The sequence below is a fragment of the Cellulomonas pakistanensis genome, assembly GCF_016862755.1.
Lineage (GTDB): Bacteria > Actinomycetota > Actinomycetes > Actinomycetales > Cellulomonadaceae > Cellulomonas > Cellulomonas pakistanensis.
Map to the genome: position 1 here is coordinate 66,700 of NZ_BONO01000017.1, position 14,543 is coordinate 81,242.

Below are 14,543 nucleotides of genomic sequence, written 5' to 3' on the forward strand. Positions count from 1 at the left end.
TTCTCTCGCTGGATGGGTGGGGGTGGCGGGGCGTCAGCGCTCCGGCATGTACCCGGCTCGGACGCTGTGGATGAGCCGGTCGACGAGGGCGTCCCACGCCGCGCGCGCGTCCGGCGCGGCGGGGTCGGTGGTGGTGACCCAGTGCAGGGCGATCACGGCGACGCCGTGCACCAGGGACGAGACGAGGAGCTGGACGTCCAGCATGTCGGCGCGCGGGTAGCGGCGCACCAGCTCCGAGGCCAGGTGGTCGGCGACCCGGGAGAACGCCTCCTCGGCCAGCGCCTGGGCGCGGGGGTCGTTGCCCTCGGCGAGCGGCCCGAGCGCCCCGGCGAGGTAGGTGATGGCCGGCGGCAGGTCGGCGCCGCGCAGCGTCTGGGCCAGCTCGTCGAACATCGAGGACCGGCTGCCGTCGCCGACCGGCGTCGCGGTCGCGGCCGCCTGCACCTCGTCGATGACCCGGCCCAGCCGCTCGGTGCAGACGGTCAGCACGACGTCGTCCAGGGACCCGAAGTGGTTGAACACCGTCCGCCGCGACACGTCGGCGCGCTCGGCGAGCTCGTCCACGCCGAACTGCGGCCCGCCGCGCTCGGCGAGCAGGGCGTCCGCCGCGTCCAGGATCGCGCGGCGGGAGCGTGCCTTGAGGGCCGCCCGCCGGTCGGTCGTGGAGCTGTCGGTGGTCACGGGGAGGACCGTAGGCACGTGCGTGCACTCAGTGCAACCGTGCACGGGGTGCACCGAGGTGGTCTGCGGCTCAGGTCACCAGGCCGGCCCGGTGGGCGAGCGCCGCGGCCTCCAGCCGGGTGCGGCAGCCCAGCTTCGCCAGCACGCGGCTGACGTGCGTCTTCGCCGTGGTCTCGGAGACGGTGAGTGCCTCGGCGACCTGCTGGTTGGACCGGCCCTCCCCGAGCAGGACGAGCACCTCCCGCTCGCGGGCGGTGAGCAGGTCCAGCCCGGGGTGGCCGGGGGCGTCAGCGGGCGGCGCGGCACCCGGGCCCGCCACGGACGCCGCCAGCACCCGGCGGGTCACCTCCGGCGCGAGGACGCCGTCGCCCGCCGCGACCCGCCGCACCGCGTCCACCAGCTCCGCCGCACCGACCGACTTGAGCAGGAACCCGACCGCGCCCGCGCGCAGCACGCCGAACAGGTACTCGTCGAGGTCGAAGGTCGTGAGCGCGAGGACCTGGCCGAGCCCCTCGCCGACGATCCGCCGGGTGGCCTCGATGCCGTCCGTGCCGGGCATCCGGATGTCCATCAGCACGACGTCGGGGCGCAGCGCGCGGGCGTTCGCGACCGCGGCGGCGCCGTCGGCGGCCTCGCCGACCACCGTGACGTCCGGCGCCTGGTCGAGCATCAGCCGCAGCCCGGCGCGGATCGCGCCGTGGTCGTCGGCGAGCAGCACCCGGACGGTCACGGGGCCACCGCCGCGGCGGGCACCGCACCCGGCGCCGCGCCGGGCCCCGCGAGCGGGAGGACCGCGCGCACCCGCCAGCGGTCGCCCTCCGGCCCCGCGACCACGTCGCCGCCGATCGACCGCGCCCGCTCGCGCATGGTGACCAGCCCGGTCCCGGACCGCAGCCCCGGCCGCCCGTCGGCCGGCGTCGCGGCGTCCGCGGGGAGGGCGCTGAGCACCTCCAGCTCCAGGGTCCCGGCGTCGTCGGGCACGCGCACCGCGACGTCGACCCGGCCGCCGGCCGGCCCGTGCGCGGCGGCGTTGGCGAGCGCCTCGCCCGCGATCCGGTGCGCCGCCTGGTCCACGACCGCGGGCAGCGCGGCGTGCGGCGGCGCGGTCAGGCGCACGTCGAGGCCGCGCGCCCGGGCGTCCGCCACCAGGTCGCCGAGCCGGTCGAGCCCGGCGGCGGCCAGGACCGGCGCCTCCTCGTCGGCGCCCCGAAGGACGAGGACCATCGCCCGCATCTCGTCCAGCGACGCGAGCGCCTCGGCGCGGACGGCGCGCAGCGCGTCCCGGTCGCGGTCGCCGCCGGGCGGTCCCGCGAGCGCCGCCTCGGCGTGGATCGCGATCGCCGACAGTCGGGACGCGACGACGTCGTGCAGGTCGCGGGCCATCGCGGCCCGCTCCCCCCGGACGGCCGCGGCCCGGTCCAGGTCGGCGATCCGCTCGACGTCGGCCGCGTGCGCCCGGGCGAGGTCGGCCCGCTGCCGCTCCAGCTCCGCGCGCCGCGCCTCGAACGCCGCCAGCTCGGTCCGGCTGCGCACGTCCGCGGCCCACCACAGCGGCGTGACGAGCAGCGCCACGGCGAACAGCAGCGCCTGGACGGCGTCGCGGAGGTCGCCGCCGAGGACGCCGCCCGCCACCGCCGCCCCGGCGGTCAGCACCGCGACGGCGGCGACCAGGCCGCGCCGGGTCCGCGGCGCCACCTGGATCGCCGCCGTGTAGAGCGCGTCCCACAGGACGAGGAGCAGGCCCACCGACCCGCCGACCGCGAGGCTGCCGGCGAAGGTCGCCGTCGCGACCAGGAGCACGAGCAGCGGGTGCCGGCGCTTCGCGACGAGGGCCGCGCACCCGACGACGAGGAGTGCGGCGTGCACGGCGTCGGCCGCCGGGCCGGCCGGGGCGGCCGCGGAGCTGGTCACGCCGAGCCCGAGCAGCAGCAGGCCGACGAGCAGGTACGCCAGGGCGACGCCGCGGTCGTCGAGCCGCGGCCACCGGGCGGGGCGTCGCAGGGGCACGCCGCCATCCCAGCACGCCGCGTCGCCGGGCGGGTCCTCCGAACGGAGGACGGCGGGGACCGGGTTCGTGCGAAGGGCCGACGCCCGCGCCCGCGCGGCGGCGCGAGGCTGCCGGGCATGGACGCCCTCGACCACCTCCGGGACAACCCCGTCGCCCTGCTCGTGCTCGCCTGCGAGGTCGCCTTCTGGGTCTTCCTCGCCGCGGCGGTCGTCGCCCGCTACGTGCTGCGCCGCCGGCGGCTGTCGACGGTGCTGCTGCTGTGCGAGCCGCTGCTCGAGGTCGTGCTGCTGGTCGCGACGGTCGGCGACCTGCTGCGCGGCAGCGAGGCGTCCTGGACGCACGGCCTCGCGGCGCTGTACCTGGGGTTCACCGTCGCGTTCGGCAGGAGGACCGTGCACGCGGTCGACGCCTGGGTCGCGCACCGGTTCTTCGGCGGCCCCGAGCCGGTGCGGCCGCCGAAGCACGGGCCGGAGCGCGTCCGGTACGAGTGGGCGCTGTGGCTGCGGGTGCTGCTCGCCTGGGTCGTGGCGTGGGCGGTGCTCGGCGTGCTGCTGCTGGTCGCGTCCGGCTCCGGCGAGGCGGCGGCGCAGCAGCGCGAGGTGCTGCTCGGCTGGGGCGGCCGCGCGACGCTGGTCCTGGTGGCGTGGTTGGTGTTCGGCCCGGTGTGGGAGACGCTGACGCCCGCGCGGCGCGAGGAGGAGGACCGCGCGGGCGCCGGCGATCAGCCCGCGAAGATCCGGCGGTAGGTCTCCGGCGGCAGCTTCGGGTTCCGGTCCTCGTCGCACAGGCCGTTGGTCTCCAGGCCCGTGTCGGTGAGCTGGGTGTAGCAGTACCCCTGCAGCACCGCCGACGACCGGACCGCCCCGACGATGTCGGACAGCCGGGCCTCCAGGTCCTCGGTCGACCGGGCCTCGGAGTAGCCCCACGACCCCTCGGGGGCGCCGGGCGCGTAGGAGACGCCGCCGAACTCGGTGAGCAGCACCGGGACGGAGCCCGGCTCGGGCGCCGGCCCGCCGACCCACATCCGCCGGCCGGCCGGCCCGACGCCGCCGAGCGCCGCCGCCACCGCCGCCCCGTCGGCGTACCGGGGGCCGAGCACGGCGCCGGAGTCGGCGTAGTCGTGCACCGTCAGCAGGTCGGACGCCGTGTGCTCCCAGCCGTCGTTGGAGATGACCGGCCGGGTCGGGTCCAGCGCGCGGGTGAGGTCGGTCAGCGCCCTGCTGTACGCCTGCTGGGCCGGGTCGTGCGCCACGTGCTGCACGCCCCACGACTCGTTGAACGGCACCCACGCGATGATCGACGGGTGCGACACGTCGCGGCGCACCAGGTCGAGCCACTCGCGGGTCAGCTGGGCGACCGCCTCGTCGCTGAACCGGTACGCGCCCGCCGTCTCCGACCACACCGCCAGGCCGAGCACGTCGCACCAGTACAGGTAGCGCGGGTCCTCGACCTTCTGGTGCACGCGCACCGCGTTGAACCCGAGGTCCTTGGTCAGCTGCACCTCGGCGCGCAGGGCGTCCGGGCTCGGCGGGGTCAGGTGCGACCCGGGCCAGTAGCCCTGCTCGAGGACGGAGCGCAGGAAGAACGGGCGGTCGTTGAGCAGCAGGACGCCGCCCTCCGTGGCCACCGAGCGCAGGCCGCAGTACGACTCCAGGCGGTCGAGCTCGGTGCCGTCCGCGGCGAGCAGCGCGACCTCCGCGTCGAGCAGCACCGGGCTGTCGGGCGACCACAGCAGCCGCTCGTAGAGCTGGCCGTTGGCCTGCCGGGGGATCGCCACGGACACGTCGGCGACCGACCCCTCGACCGGCACCTCCGCCGCGCCGAGGTCCTCGCCGGCGCGGGTCAGCCGCACCCGGAGCCGGGTGCCCGCCGGCGCTGTCGCGCGCAGCCGCACCTGCGCCGCCATCCGCCCGCCCGGCACGTCGGGCCGCCACGCGACGTCGGCCACGGCCACCGCGGGGACGCGCTCCAGCCACACCGTGCGCCAGATGCCGGACGTCCGGTGGTACCAGATGGAGTGCTGCTCGGGCTGCCAGTCCTGCTTGCCGCGGGGCTGCTCGACGTCGGTGCGGTCGTCGGTCGCGCGGACCACGACGACGTGCGCGTCGGCCGGGGCGTCCCGGTCGAGCAGGTCGGTGACGTCGACGGAGAACGGGGTCTGGCCGCCCTCGTGCCGCACGGCGTGCTGGCCGTCGACCCACACGTCGGCCTCGTGGTCGACGGCGCCGAGGTGCAGCAGGAGCCGGTCGGCGCCCGGGCCCGCGCCCAGGTCGGCCGGGACGGCGAACGACCGCCGGTACCAGAGCGCGGCGTGGTCGCCGTGGTCGGCGACGCCGGACGCCGCGGACTCCGGCGGGAACGGGACGACGATCTCCCGGTCGAACCGGTCCGCCGCCGCCGGGGCGTGCCACCGCTCGCGCAGCCCGGCGTCGGCGTCGTCGAGGGCGAACGCCCACGGCCCGTCGAGGGACCACCACCGGTCCGGGCGGACGAGCTGGGGGCGGGGGTGCAGGCCACGGTCGGCTGCTGACGTCGTCGTCATGGCGGTCCTTCGGGTCTGGAGTCGGGCGCCTGTGCCGGCCATGTTGCCACGTGGCAAACACCCACGTCACGCGCCCCCGCCGGGCGCGTCCCGCGTCGTGCGGGGTCCGGCGGCGCGGCGGGCCCGCCCGCGGGGCGTCCCCCGCGGGCGGCGTGCGGCGGTCAGGCGCCGCCGGTCGACTCCCGCGCCACGACCGCGTGCGGCACCGTGACGTCCCGGGCCGGGCCCGTCTCCTCGCCGCGGACCCGGGCGAGCAGCCGGCCGACCGCGGCGTGCGCGATCGCGTCCCGGTCCGGCCGCACCGACGACAGCGACGGCGTGGCGAACCGCGCCTCCTCCACGTCGTCGAACCCCATGAGGGCGACGTCCTGCGGGACCCGCACGCCGCGGGTCAGGCACGCCCGCAGCGCGCCGACCGCGAGGACGTCGCTGAAGCAGAACACCGCGTCCGGCCGGGGGTCGGCGTCGAGCAGGGCGGACATGGCGCCGAACCCCGCGGACCGCTCGTAGGCGTCGACGTACCGCATCAGCGCCGGGTCGGCCGGGAGCCCGGCGTCCTCGAGCGCCAGCCGGTAACCCGCCTCGCGCTGCCGGCCCGTGCGCGCGGCGGGGCTCGGCTCCAGCCCGATCGCGGCCACCCGCCGTCGGCCGAGGCGGGCCAGGTGCGCGGTCGCCGCGCGCGCGGCCGCGACGTTGTCGATGTGCACGTGGTCGAACGACGTCGGCACGGTGCGCTCGCCGAGCAGCACGACCGGCCGGTCCGGGTCGGCGGCGGCGAGGTCGTCGGGCGTCAGCGCCAGCGGGCTGAGCACCAGGCCGTCGAACAGCGCCCCGCGCGGGCCGCGGAGCAGCAGCTCGCGCTCGCGGTCGGGGTCGCCGTCGGTCTGGTCGACGACCACGGTGAACCCCGCGCCGGTCGCCTCGCGGACCACGGCCCGCGCGAGCTCGGCGAAGTACGGCTGGTCGAGCGCCGGGACCACGAGGCCGAGCAGCCCGGTGCGGCCGGTGCGCAGCGAGCGGGCGGCGGCGTTGGCGCGGTACCCCAGGCGGTCGATGACGGACTGGACATGCGCGCGGGTGCGCGGGGCGACGTGCGGGTAGCCGGTGACGACGTTCGACACGGTGCGCGGGGACACGCCGGCCGCCCGGGCCACCTCCTGCAGCGTCACCGCCGGCCTGCGCGCCATGCCGGGCACCCTAGCCGGTGGCGGGTGCGTGGGGCGGGGCCGGCTCCGCGGCCGGCGTGCACCGGCCGACGTGCAAGGCCGCCCGGAAGGCGCTTCACTCGGCCTCATGGCACGGACCGCACGACCGCTGCTGACGGGGCTGCTCGTGCCGGTCGCGCTCGCGGCGCTGGCCGGCTGCTCCGGCGGGTTCCCCGCCGACCCCGACGGCACCCTGGAGCGCGTGACCGGCGACGTCCTGCGCGTCGGGATCACGGACAACCCGCCCTGGACCGAGGCCGCCGGGGGCGCCCCGCCGGGCGGGCTGGAGGCCGAGCTGGCGACGGAGTTCGCCGGGACGCTCGACGCCGAGGTCGACTGGACCGTCGGCAGCGAGGAGGTCCTGATCCGCGACCTCGAGGCGGGCGAGCTCGACCTGGTGGTCGGCGGGTTCACGGGGAGGTCGCCCTGGTCCAAGCAGGCGGCGCTCACCACGCCGTACACGACCGTGCCCGACGAGCAGGGGAAGCCCGAGCCGCACGTCATGGCCGCGCCGCTCGGCGAGAACGCGTTCCTGGTCCGGCTCGAGACGTTCCTGCTGCAGAACCACCGGGACGTGCTCCCGTGAGCCGGCGGACCGCCGAGCGCGGGGGCGGCGTCACGTTCGGCCACACCGAGCTGCCCGACGAGCAGTCAGCGGCGCTGCGCCGGGCGATCCGGCTGGCGTGGGGGACGATCGGGTTCCTGCTGGTCGGCGTGACGCTGGTCTACCTGGTGATGGGCAGCTCGCAGGCGATGAAGGCGGCGTGGGCGGAGGACCTGCTGTCGTTCATCCCGCCGATCTCGTTCCTGGTGGCCGTGCGGTTCGCGCGCCGCCGGCCCACCACCGCGCACCCGTACGGCTACCACCGGTCGGTCGGGATCGGGCACCTGGTCGCGGCGGCGGCGCTGCTGACGATGGGCGCGTTCCTGGTCGTCGACTCCGGCAGCGGGCTGCTCGCCGCGGAGCACCCGCCGGTCGGCGTCATGCACCTGGGCGACCAGGTGTTCTGGGCCGGCTGGCCGATGATCGCGGCGATGGTCGTCACCGGCATCCCGCCCGTGCTGCTCGGGCGGGCGAAGATGCCGCTCGCCCGCACGCTGCACGACCGGGTGCTCTACGCGGACGCCGACATGAACAAGGCCGACTGGATGACGGCGCTCGGGTCGGTCGTCGGCATCCTGGGCATCGGCGCGGGGCTGTGGTGGGCCGACTCGGCCGCGGCGCTGTTCATCTCGGTCAGCATCCTGCGCGACGGGATCACCAACCTGCGGGTGGCCGCCGGGGCGCTGATGGACGCACGGGCCACGACGGTCGACGGAGACGAGCCGCACCCGCTCACGGCGGAGGTCGACGAGCGGCTGCGCGCGCTGCCGTGGGTCGAGGACGCCCGCTCGCGCATCCGCGACCAGGGGCACGTGTTCCACGTCGAGTCGTTCGTGGTGCCGCGCGGCGGGCGCGCGCCGGGGCTGCGCGAGCTCGGGGACGCCCGGGAGGCGGCGATCTCCCTGGACTGGAAGGTGCAGGACCTCGTGGTGGTGCCGGTCGCCGAGCTCCCGGAGGAGATGCTGCCGAGCGTGGCGGCGGAGGCGGGCGAGGACGAGCAGCGCCCCGGGCGCTGACGCGGGCGGCGCCGGCGCCGAGACCCACTGATCCGCTCGACCGCACCCTCCGCGACGGGTGGTCTCGACCGGATCAGTGGGTCTCGGCGAAGGGGCACGAGACACGTCGGGAGTGCCCCCAGTGAGGGCCCCGTGGACGTGTCTCGTGCACCCTGGAGGTCAGGCCGCCGTCGCCCGGGCCGGGGCACCCGTCGGGGCGCCGGCGGGCGCCGTGCGGGCCGGGGCCGCGAAGAACGCCACCAGCACCGCGCCGACCAGGGCGATCGCCGCGGGCAGCAGCAGCGCCTGCGCCATGGCGTCGGAGAACCCGCCGGTCAGCGCCTCGGGCAGCGAGCCCGCCGCCTCCGCCGCGCCGGTCGAGTCGGCCGCCCCCGGCCCGAGCTCGGCGACCAGGCGCGCCTGGATCAGCGCGGCGATCGCGGCGGAGCCCAGCACGGACCCGATCTGCCGGGTCGTGTTGAACACGCCCGACCCGGCGCCGGCCTGGGCGCGCGGCAGGTTGCGCGTCGCGGTCGACGAGATCGGCGACCACAGGCAGGCGTTCGCCACGCCGAGCACGGCGCTCGGGAGCAGCAGGCGCGCCCACTGGTCGGGGTCCGGGGTCAGCCAGAGGAAGAACCACACCAGCGCCGCGGCCTGCAGCAGCATGCCGACCAGGGCGATGTTCCGCGGGTTCGCCGTGTCGACGCGGCGGCCGATCACCGGCGACAGCACCAGGGTCATGACCGCCATCGGCGCGAGCATCAGCGCGGACCGGGTGGGGGAGAAGCCGAGCACGAGCTGGTAGTAGAAGACCAGCGGCAGCGACATCGACGTGACCGTGAAGCCGAGCGCGCTGATCGCGCCGTTGGCCAGGGCGAAGTTCCGGTCGCGGAACAGGCCGAGCGGCAGCAGCGGCTCGCCCTTGGTGCGGGCCTGGTGCAGGACGAACGCCGCGAGCACGACGACGCCCGCGCCGACGACGCCCCAGACCGGCAGCCAGCCGCCGATCAGGCCCCAGTCGTACGACTGGCCCTCCTGGATGCCGAACACCAGCAGGAACATGCCGAGCGCGCTGAGCACGACGCCGGGCACGTCGAACCGGTGCGCGTGCGTGGGCAGCCGCGGGACCAGCCTCCAGGCCAGCACGAACGCGACGACGCCGACCGGGACGTTGACGATGAAGATCCACTCCCAGCCCAGGCCGTCGACGAGCACGCCGCCGAGGATCGGGCCGACCAGCGTCGCGACGCCGGCGACGGCGCCCCACAGGCTCATCGCCTTGCCGCGGGAGTCCGGCGGGAACAGCCGGGTGATGACGGCCATCGTCTGCGGGGTCATCAGCGCGGCGCCGAGACCCTGGACCGCCCGGGCGGCGATGAGCACGCCGACCGACCCCGCGAGCCCGCACGCGAGCGACGCCAGCGTGAAGACCACGAGGCCGGTGAGGTAGACGGGCTTCGGGCCGAACCGGTCGCCGAGCCGGCCGGTGACGAGCAGCGGCGCGGCGTAGGTGAGCAGGTAGGCGCTGGTCACCCAGATCACCGCGTCGATGTCGGTGCCGAGCCCGGCCATGATGGCGGGGTTGGCGACCGACACGATCGTGGTGTCGACCAGGATCATGAAGAAGCCCACGACCAGCGCCCAGAGGGCGGGCCAGGGGCGGACGTCGTCGGACATGCGGGTTCCTCGCAGGGAGCGTGCTCGCGGGCGAGCGGTGGGGTGGGGTGCGCGGCGGGGGCCGCGCGGGGTCACCGGGGGATGTCGCCGGAATGGTCCACGTGGACGATAGGACGTCTGTCCCATACACGGAAGTGCGCGCGGACGTGACGACGGCCACCCGGGGGTCCGGTCAGGGCGCTCCGAGGTCGGCGGTCAGCTCCACCACGGCGGTGTCGCCGAACGGCGTCGCCGGGAGCCGCGTCCGGTCGACCTCGCGCGTGACGCTCAGGTGGACGCTCCGCCCCTCCAGCGTGCCGACGGCGGCGGCGGACGCGGGGGTGCCGTGCAGCACGGGCCCGATGCCGGTCAGCGACTCCTCGATCTCGACGCCGACGGCCGTCAGCGCCGGCGCGAGGTCGCCCGCCGCGTCGGCGGGCAGCGTCGTGGTCCGCCAGCACCGGCCGCTCTCCGGCGCCCCGAACGGGCTGTCCGCGCAGTCCAGCGGCGCGTACCCCGCGGGCAGCTCCACCGCGGCCAGCGCCGCCTCGATTCGCGCGCGCTGCTCGGGCCACCGCTGCTCGTCGACCCGGTGCCGGACCTCGCCGACCCAGTACGGGCCCGCGTACAGGGTCAGGGCGACGGCCGCCGCGGCGAGCGGGACGGCGAGGAGGGCGGCGGTGCGGGCGCGGCTCACCCCCGTCCCATCGGCAGCGCGTGCGGCTCCGGTGAGCGGCGGAGCCCGAAGCGTTCTGCCGGGCACGCGACGGCGCGTCGGGCAGGACTCAGTCGCGGGCGACGAGCTCCGCGACCAGCGCCGGGAGCGCCCGCTCGATCGGCTCGCGCACGACCCGGTCGGCGATCCGGTCGTACGGCGTCGGCTCGGCGTTGACGATCACCACCTCGGCCCCCGACTCGGCGGCCAGCGCGGCGAGGCTCGCGACCGGCTGCACCGTCAGCGTCGTGCCGATCGCGAGGAGGACGTCGCCGTCGGTCGCCGCGGCGATCGCCCGCTCCAGCGCCCGGTCCGGCAGCCGCTCGCCGAAGTAGACGACGTCGGGCTTGAGGACCCCGCCGCACACCGCGCACGGCGGGTCGGGCTCGGCGTCGAGGCGGGCCAGCACGTCGACGGTCGGCTGCCGGTCGCCGCACGCCAGGCACGAGGTCGTGCGGAGGGAGCCGTGCAGCTCGACCACGTCCGCCGGGTCCGAGCCCGCCGCCTGGTGCAGGCCGTCGAAGTTCTGGGTCAGCAGCGCCTGCAGCCGGCCGGCCTCCGCCAGGTCGACGAGCGCGCGGTGCCCGGCCGCCGGCCGCGCGGTCCACGCGGGGTGCGCGCGCCACATCCGCCAGCCGCGCCGCCGGACCTCCGGGTCGGCCACGAGCCGGTCGATCTCGAGCAGCTCGGCCTGCTCGGGGTGCCGCGTCCAGGTGCCCTCCGGCCCGCGGAAGTCCGGGATGCCGGCGCCGGTCGAGATCCCGGCGCCGGTGAGCACCGTGACGCGCAGCCCTGGCGCGGGCATGTGCACCGCTCAGCGCCCCTTGCGGCCGCCGCGCGCGGACCCCGGGCGCCCGCCGGACCGGCCACGGCCGCCTCCGGAGCCGAAGGAGGGCCGGCCGCCGCGGGTCGCGCCGCCGGACCGGCCCGGGGCGGCGCCCCTGCCCGCCGCGCCGCCCTTGCCGGCCGCCGCGCCCTTGGCCCCCGAGCCCTTCGCCGCCGCGCTCCCGCCGCCGTCGCGCTCGGGCGCCGCCCCGCGCCCGCGCGAGCTGTTCACCGTCCGCCCGCGCACGATGCCGATGAGCTCCTCGACCAGCGGGTCGCCGTCGCGGTCGGCGAGCCAGGCGAGCGCCGCCTGCGACCCCGGGGCGTCCGTCAGCGGCCGGTAGGTCAGGTCCTTGCGGTGGTGCAGCCGCGCGAGCGACTGCGGGACGACGAGCAGCCCGACCCCGGACGCGACGAGCGCCACCGCCTCCTCCGTCGTGGCGGGCGGCGGGAGCAGGGACGGCTCGCCCGGCGCGTCGGCCCAGCGCAGCACGTCGTCGCCCGGCGTGATCAGCGTCTCCTCGGCGAGGTCCTCCGGCGCCACCTCGTCGAGCGCGGTCAGCAGGTGGTCCTTCGGCAGCACGACGACGGTGGTCTCGACGTACAGCGGGATCGCCGAGAGCACGTCGCGGTCGACCGGCAGCCGCAGCAGCGCGGCGTCCGCCTCCCCGCGGGCGAGCACCGCGCCCGCCTCGGCGGCAGGGGAGTGCACCAGCTCGAGCGGCACGTCGGCGACCCGCTCGCGCCAGGTGCGCACCCAGGACGCCGGGACGACGCCGGGGACCAGCAGCAGCCGGAACCGCGGGCCCTCGTCGGGGGTCGTGGGGCCGGCGGCGGGGTCGGTCGCCGCCTCGGGCGCGGGGTGCTCGGACATCGCCGTCAGCGTAGCCGCGCCGCGCGTCCGTATCCTGGTGCGGTGACCTCCGAGCCCACCCCCGCTCCCGCCCGCCGCGCGCGCACCCCGCAGACCATGAAGCCCGCCACGGCCGCGGCGAAGCTCGGGGTCTACCTGCCCGCGACGCCCGCGGAGTTCCAGGCCGGGCCCGTGTCCCGGGAGCAGCTCGACGACCTGCAGCGGAACCCGCCGGAGTGGCTCACGGAGCTCCGCAGGAACGGCCCGCACCCGCGCTCCGTCGTCGCCGCACGGCTGCGCATCTCGACGTCCGCGCTCGCCCGCAACGGCCTGACCGACCCGCTCAGCACCGAGCAGATCGACGCGATCGTCGAGGAGTCGCCGGAGTGGCTGCACCGCGAGCGCGCCACCCAGGCCGAGGTGAAGCGCGAGGAGCAGCGCCTGCGCGAGCGCGACGCCGCCCGCGCCGCCGAGGGCAAGGACCGCCCCCGCCGCTGACCCAGGCCCGCTGACCTCCGCCGAGAGGGCAGCTCTTGGCTGTGCCGGGCCGCGCTGAGGCAGCCGAGGGTTGCCATCTCGGCGGGGCCGGGACCGCGTCAGCCGTGGGCCAGCAGCTCCAGGGCCACCACCGCGAGGCCCAGCGCGACCTCGGCCACCAGCACGAGCAGCTTCTGCCACCGCGGCAGCGCCACCCGGCGCACCGCGAGCCAGCCGACGACGCCCAGGCTCGCGACCAGCGCGATCGTCGACGCCCGGAGCGCGCCGTCGACGGTCCACGACCCCGACGCCGCCACGCCGACGAACGCCATCGGCAGCACCAGCACGCCGAGCGCCCCGGTGCAGACGGCGACCATGTGGCGCGCTTCCGCGGCGGTCGGGAGCGCGGCGTGCACCGCGAGGTGCGACACCACGTCGGCCAGCAGCACCGCGAGCAGCGTGCCGCCGACGGTGATGAGCAGGGTCGTCGCGGCGACCCCGGGTGTGACGTCCCCGTGCGACCGCAGCGTGAGCACGACGGCGAGCGCCGCGAACGTGACGTACACCCGCTCCTTGAGCCGCTCGGCGCGCTCCTCCGGGGTGCGGTCGAGGGCGTCTCCGCGGGCTCTGCGCTCCATCGCCCCAGGCTAGGAGGTCACCCGAGAGGTGTCCGATCTGCCCGACCCGCGACGGCGCCTTGTCATCTAAGCCTCACCTAACTTAGGTTGTGCTCACCTTCGTCACGACCTTCGCCACGGCGCCCCAGGACGGTGCCTCCGTGCGCGAGCCCCACCCCGCACCGGAGTCGCTTCGTCATGCCCGCACGCCCGCACACGCCTCCGCGCCGCCGCGCGTTCCCCCTGGTCGCCGCCGTGCTCGCGGCCCTCCTGGCGGGCTGCACGGGCGTGGGCGGCGGCACGGGCGGGTCGGCCGCGGTGGCCGGCGAGCGGCCCGGGCTGAGCGAGGTCACCCCGCTCGACGACCCGCGGGCGTGGGAGGGCGAGCAGACCGCCGTGTCGGTCGCGACGCCGGTCGACCCGGTCGCCGAGGACCCGCGGCCGGCGCTGCCCGTGACGCTGACCGACGCGCAGGGCACGGAGGTCACGGTCGCCGACACCAGCCGGATCCTGGCGCTCGACCTGTACGGGTCGACGTCGCGGATCGTCTACGAGCTCGGGCTCGGGGGCAGCGTCGTCGGACGCGACTCCTCGTCCGACTTCGCCGAGATCGCCGACCTGCCGCTGGTGACCACGAGCGGGCACGACCTGTCCGGCGAGGCGATCCTCGAGCTCGCCCCGACGCTCATCATCACCGACACCACGCTCGGTCCCTGGGACACCGTGCTGCAGATGCGGGACGCGGGGATCCCCGTCGTCGTCGTGGACGCCCACCGCGAGCTCGGCACGGTCGGCGACCTCATCGCCTCCGTCGCCGCCGCCGTGGGCCTGCCCGACGAGGGCGCCGCCCTGGCCGCGCGCACGCAGGCCGAGATCGACGACGTCCGCGCGCAGATCGACCGGCTCGCCCCCGAGGACCCGGCCGACCGGCTGCGGGTCGCGTTCCTGTACCTGCGCGGCCAGGCCGGCGTGTACTACCTGTTCGGCGAGGGCTCCGGCGCGGACTCGCTCATCGAGGCGCTCGGCGCGGTCGACGTGGCGGGCGAGATCGGCTGGCAGGGCATGCGGCCGGTGACCGACGAGGGCCTGGTCGCCGCGCAGCCCGACCTCGTGCTCGTCATGACGAAGGGGCTGGAGTCGGTCGGCGGCGTCGACGGCCTCCTGGAGCAGCTGCCCGCCGTCGCGCAGACCCGGGCGGGGGAGCACCGGCGGGTCGTCGACATGGCGGACAGCCAGGTGCTGTCGTTCGGACCGACGTCCGCGCAGACGCTCGACGCCCTGGCGCGCGCCTTCTACGCCCCGGACGCGCCGTGACCGCGCTGCGCGAGTCCGCCGACCGGGCCGCCGCGACGCCGGCCCGCG

General features: G+C 77.0%; 15 protein-coding genes. 5 read left to right on the top strand and 10 right to left on the bottom strand.

What is annotated here, in order from left to right; translation table 11 throughout:
• Positions 1 to 33: 33 nt before the first annotated feature.
• The 3 genes from Cpa01nite_RS11995 to Cpa01nite_RS12005 form a co-directional block, all read right to left on the bottom strand.
• Entirely contained in the window at positions 34 to 681 is a 648-nt protein-coding gene (locus tag Cpa01nite_RS11995; protein WP_203669000.1) for a TetR/AcrR family transcriptional regulator, read from the bottom strand.
• A 70-nt stretch (positions 682 to 751) separates the two neighbouring features.
• Complete coding sequence (locus Cpa01nite_RS12000) at positions 752 to 1,411, bottom strand: response regulator (RefSeq protein ID WP_203669001.1); 660 nt, start codon at positions 1,409 to 1,411, stop codon at positions 752 to 754.
• Positions 1,408 to 2,688 carry a sensor histidine kinase gene (locus tag Cpa01nite_RS12005; RefSeq protein ID WP_203669002.1) on the bottom strand — a complete coding sequence of 427 codons (1,281 nt, stop codon included), beginning with the start codon at positions 2,686 to 2,688 and terminating at the stop codon, positions 1,408 to 1,410. Before Cpa01nite_RS12005 ends, Cpa01nite_RS12000 begins: the two co-directional genes overlap by 4 nt.
• A gap of 117 nt (positions 2,689 to 2,805) precedes the next feature.
• Between Cpa01nite_RS12005 and Cpa01nite_RS12010 the strand changes: the two genes are divergently transcribed.
• Positions 2,806 to 3,435, top strand: coding sequence for a hypothetical protein (locus tag Cpa01nite_RS12010; RefSeq protein ID WP_203669003.1), 630 nt, complete (start codon positions 2,806 to 2,808; stop codon positions 3,433 to 3,435).
• Here the strand turns inward: Cpa01nite_RS12010 and Cpa01nite_RS12015 are convergent.
• Both Cpa01nite_RS12015 and Cpa01nite_RS12020 read right to left on the bottom strand, forming a co-directional pair.
• The gene (locus tag Cpa01nite_RS12015; RefSeq protein WP_203669004.1) at positions 3,411 to 5,231 is read right to left on the bottom strand and encodes a glycoside hydrolase family 2 protein; all 1,821 of its coding nucleotides are present in this window, start codon (positions 5,229 to 5,231) and stop codon (positions 3,411 to 3,413) included. The two genes, Cpa01nite_RS12010 and Cpa01nite_RS12015, sit on opposite strands and share 25 nt — an antisense overlap.
• A 161-nt stretch (positions 5,232 to 5,392) precedes the next feature.
• Positions 5,393 to 6,418 (bottom strand): LacI family DNA-binding transcriptional regulator, encoded by a 1,026-nt coding sequence (locus Cpa01nite_RS12020; RefSeq protein WP_203669005.1) that lies wholly within the window; start codon positions 6,416 to 6,418, stop codon positions 5,393 to 5,395.
• Between the two features lie 106 nt (positions 6,419 to 6,524).
• On the opposite strand from Cpa01nite_RS12020, the gene Cpa01nite_RS12025 reads away from it, so the two are divergent.
• Complete coding sequence (locus tag Cpa01nite_RS12025) at positions 6,525 to 7,022, top strand: transporter substrate-binding domain-containing protein (RefSeq protein WP_203669006.1); 498 nt, start codon at positions 6,525 to 6,527, stop codon at positions 7,020 to 7,022.
• Positions 7,019 to 8,056, top strand: coding sequence for a cation diffusion facilitator family transporter (locus Cpa01nite_RS12030; RefSeq protein WP_203669007.1), 1,038 nt, complete (start codon positions 7,019 to 7,021; stop codon positions 8,054 to 8,056). The genes Cpa01nite_RS12025 and Cpa01nite_RS12030 overlap by 4 nt, the downstream gene beginning before the upstream one ends.
• A 159-nt stretch (positions 8,057 to 8,215) precedes the next feature.
• On the opposite strand, the gene Cpa01nite_RS12035 is transcribed toward Cpa01nite_RS12030, so the two are convergent.
• The 4 genes from Cpa01nite_RS12035 to Cpa01nite_RS18885 all read right to left on the bottom strand — a co-directional run bounded on the left by Cpa01nite_RS12035 (position 8,216) and on the right by Cpa01nite_RS18885 (position 12,108).
• Entirely contained in the window at positions 8,216 to 9,715 is a 1,500-nt protein-coding gene (locus tag Cpa01nite_RS12035) for a DHA2 family efflux MFS transporter permease subunit (RefSeq protein ID WP_203669008.1), read from the bottom strand.
• Between the two features lie 172 nt (positions 9,716 to 9,887).
• Positions 9,888 to 10,391, bottom strand: coding sequence for a hypothetical protein (locus Cpa01nite_RS12040; RefSeq protein ID WP_203669009.1), 504 nt, complete (start codon positions 10,389 to 10,391; stop codon positions 9,888 to 9,890).
• Between the two features lie 88 nt (positions 10,392 to 10,479).
• Complete coding sequence (locus tag Cpa01nite_RS12045) at positions 10,480 to 11,214, bottom strand: SIR2 family NAD-dependent protein deacylase (protein WP_203669010.1); 735 nt, start codon at positions 11,212 to 11,214, stop codon at positions 10,480 to 10,482.
• 9 nt (positions 11,215 to 11,223) lie between these two features.
• On the bottom strand, positions 11,224 to 12,108 hold the full coding sequence (locus Cpa01nite_RS18885; protein ID WP_203669011.1) for a LysR family substrate-binding domain-containing protein: 885 nt from the start codon (positions 12,106 to 12,108) through the stop codon (positions 11,224 to 11,226).
• A 96-nt stretch (positions 12,109 to 12,204) separates the two neighbouring features.
• On the opposite strand from Cpa01nite_RS18885, the gene Cpa01nite_RS12055 reads away from it, so the two are divergent.
• Positions 12,205 to 12,585, top strand: coding sequence for a DUF5997 family protein (locus Cpa01nite_RS12055; RefSeq protein ID WP_203669026.1), 381 nt, complete (start codon positions 12,205 to 12,207; stop codon positions 12,583 to 12,585).
• Between the two features lie 98 nt (positions 12,586 to 12,683).
• On the opposite strand, the gene Cpa01nite_RS12060 is transcribed toward Cpa01nite_RS12055, so the two are convergent.
• Positions 12,684 to 13,202: a hypothetical protein gene (locus Cpa01nite_RS12060; protein ID WP_203669012.1), complete on the bottom strand. Its 519-nt coding sequence runs from the start codon at positions 13,200 to 13,202 to the stop codon at positions 12,684 to 12,686.
• A 177-nt stretch (positions 13,203 to 13,379) separates the two neighbouring features.
• Here Cpa01nite_RS12060 and Cpa01nite_RS12065 point away from each other — a divergent pair, with 177 nt between their 5' ends.
• Positions 13,380 to 14,495: a heme/hemin ABC transporter substrate-binding protein gene (locus tag Cpa01nite_RS12065; protein ID WP_203669013.1), complete on the top strand. Its 1,116-nt coding sequence runs from the start codon at positions 13,380 to 13,382 to the stop codon at positions 14,493 to 14,495.
• Positions 14,496 to 14,543: the final 48 nt, after the last annotated feature.

Excerpts from the sequence above, each read along its gene's own strand:
- Cpa01nite_RS12055 (WP_203669026.1), top strand. The coding sequence starts at position 12,205 with ATGAAGCCCGCCACGGCCGCGGCGAAGCTCGGGGTCTACCTGCCCGCG.
- Cpa01nite_RS12010 (WP_203669003.1), top strand. The coding sequence starts at position 2,806 with ATGGACGCCCTCGACCACCTCCGGGACAACCCCGTCGCCCTGCTCGTG.
- Cpa01nite_RS12065 (WP_203669013.1), top strand. The coding sequence starts at position 13,380 with ATGCCCGCACGCCCGCACACGCCTCCGCGCCGCCGCGCGTTCCCCCTG.
- Cpa01nite_RS12060 (WP_203669012.1), bottom strand. The coding sequence starts at position 13,202 with ATGGAGCGCAGAGCCCGCGGAGACGCCCTCGACCGCACCCCGGAGGAG.
- Cpa01nite_RS12015 (WP_203669004.1), bottom strand. The coding sequence starts at position 5,231 with ATGACGACGACGTCAGCAGCCGACCGTGGCCTGCACCCCCGCCCCCAG.
- Cpa01nite_RS12020 (WP_203669005.1), bottom strand. The coding sequence starts at position 6,418 with ATGGCGCGCAGGCCGGCGGTGACGCTGCAGGAGGTGGCCCGGGCGGCC.
- Cpa01nite_RS18885 (WP_203669011.1), bottom strand. The coding sequence starts at position 12,108 with ATGTCCGAGCACCCCGCGCCCGAGGCGGCGACCGACCCCGCCGCCGGC.
- Cpa01nite_RS12025 (WP_203669006.1), top strand. The coding sequence starts at position 6,525 with ATGGCACGGACCGCACGACCGCTGCTGACGGGGCTGCTCGTGCCGGTC.
- Cpa01nite_RS12045 (WP_203669010.1), bottom strand. The coding sequence starts at position 11,214 with ATGCCCGCGCCAGGGCTGCGCGTCACGGTGCTCACCGGCGCCGGGATC.
- Cpa01nite_RS12035 (WP_203669008.1), bottom strand. The coding sequence starts at position 9,715 with ATGTCCGACGACGTCCGCCCCTGGCCCGCCCTCTGGGCGCTGGTCGTG.